The sequence below is a fragment of the Streptomyces sp. NPDC005070 genome (assembly GCF_053600395.1).
This window is the reverse complement of sequence record NZ_JBSFZS010000468.1, coordinates 1-1,620: the sequence shown is the minus strand read 5'-3', so window position 1 is coordinate 1,620 and position 1,620 is coordinate 1. Positions and strand designations below refer to the sequence as shown.

Below are 1,620 nucleotides of genomic sequence, written 5' to 3'. Positions count from 1 at the left end.
AGCCTCGCGGTCCGTCTGACCGTACGCAACATCGGTGACGTGCCCGCCCACGGAGTGGCGTTGAGCCTGGAAACCCACGACGGCATCACCATCGGCGACCGGCACCGCAACTGCCGTTATCGAGGGCGTACTTCGGCGTGGTGCCGGCTCCTCGCCGACGACATCGTCATTCCGCCCGGCCGGTCCTACAGCCTGGCCGCTCCCGAACACCTGCGAGCCGCGCGGGACGCCGGCTATCCGACCGTCGACGTGAGTGCTGCCGCCATCGGCACCGAGTACGTGCCCCCGGCCGAGATCACCTCACGGTACCGGCCGGGCGACGGGACACCCTTGCAGCTCGTCCCGGCGACCGAGGCCGACCCCGCTGTGCCGGACAAGGCCGGGGACGAACAACAGGTGCTCCGTGTGCCGGTGCGCAACCGGAGCGAGCTCGCGGCGGTCGCCGACACGGCCCGCGGTCCCGTCGGCAGTCTGACCACCGTGCGGATCGGCGTGCGCAACAACGGACCCGGCTCGCTGCCGACCACGGTGAACGTCGTCTTCACGGTCCCGGAGGGCACCACGGTCGTGGAGTCGCCTTACGGCTTCGAAAGAGACGAGGAGGTGATCGACCAGGACTGCCGGGCCGTCACCACCGATGACACGCCTCTGGCCGAAGCGTCCGCGAGGCAGCCGAGTGCCCGACGGTACGTGTGCACGGCTCGCGTCGAAGCCGTGGGGGCCACGACGACCTTCCCCTTCACCCTCCGCATCGACAAGGACCGCGCCGATCGCGGCGGCCACGTCACGGTCTCGGACGGCGACCCCGCCCGCCCCAGCCGGGACACCACGCCGACGGACGATGTGGCGGACGTCGTCGTGTTCGTGTGGCCGGGCCCGGCCTGGGCCACCCCCGGCTTCTACACCGGCGCTGCCGTCGCCATCCCGCTGTTCGCCGTCGCCCTGGCCCTGTACACGCGACGCCGAAAGCTCAAGTCCGCCGCGGCGGCGAGGACATGACGCCTGCCGAGGGTGACGCCGACGCCGAGGAGAAACCCGCCCCGCTCAGGCCCCGCCCCGCCTGCATAGAGTTCGGGCATGCCCGTCTCGCCGCACCTGCAAGAGATCACCCCTGACAACTTCGAGACCGCCATCGACCTGAGAGTCCGGCCCGACCAGGAACACGCGGTGGCACCCGTGGTGAAGTCACTCGCCGAGGCCTACGTGCACCCCGGCATCGCCTGGCCCCGGCTCATCTGCGACGGCGACGAGGTCGTCGGATTCCTCATGGCCTTCTTCGACATCGACTGGACCGGCGACGGCACCGACTTCCGCTCCGGCCTCTGGCGCCTCAACATCGCGGCGGGACGGCAGGGCCGGGGCTACGGACGCTTCGCCGTGCGGTCGGTGGCCGCGGAGATCCGGCGGCGCGGAGGCACGCGCCTGACCACCACCTGGCATCCCGGAGAGGACGGCCCCGGGGAGTTCTACCGGACCTTGGGATTCCGGCCGACCGGAGAGACCAGCGGCGACCAGACGGTGGGCGCGCTGGAACTGGACCGAACATCGATTCCCACCGCACCCGGGCGCCCGGAATAGCACCCGGGCGCCCCACGTTCCACGATCATGACAACCAATGCG

The 1,620-nt window shown here is 71.0% G+C and carries 1 protein-coding gene and 1 pseudogene; both read left to right on the top strand.

Annotation, left to right across the window (positions count from 1 at the left end; genetic code table 11):
* Window positions 1-999: pseudogene (locus ACWEBX_RS40325) on the top strand (hypothetical protein); the annotation flags it as partial.
* 78 nt (window positions 1,000-1,077) lie between these two features.
* On the top strand, window positions 1,078-1,578 hold the full coding sequence (locus ACWEBX_RS40320) for a GNAT family N-acetyltransferase (protein WP_451889664.1): 501 nt from the start codon (window positions 1,078-1,080) through the stop codon (window positions 1,576-1,578).
* The last annotated feature ends 42 nt before the right edge of the window (window positions 1,579-1,620 follow it).

Bases quoted from the DNA above. Each gene is read 5' to 3' on its own strand.
- ACWEBX_RS40320 (WP_451889664.1), top strand. From the start codon at position 1,078: ATGCCCGTCTCGCCGCACCTGCAAGAGATCACCCCTGACAACTTCGAG.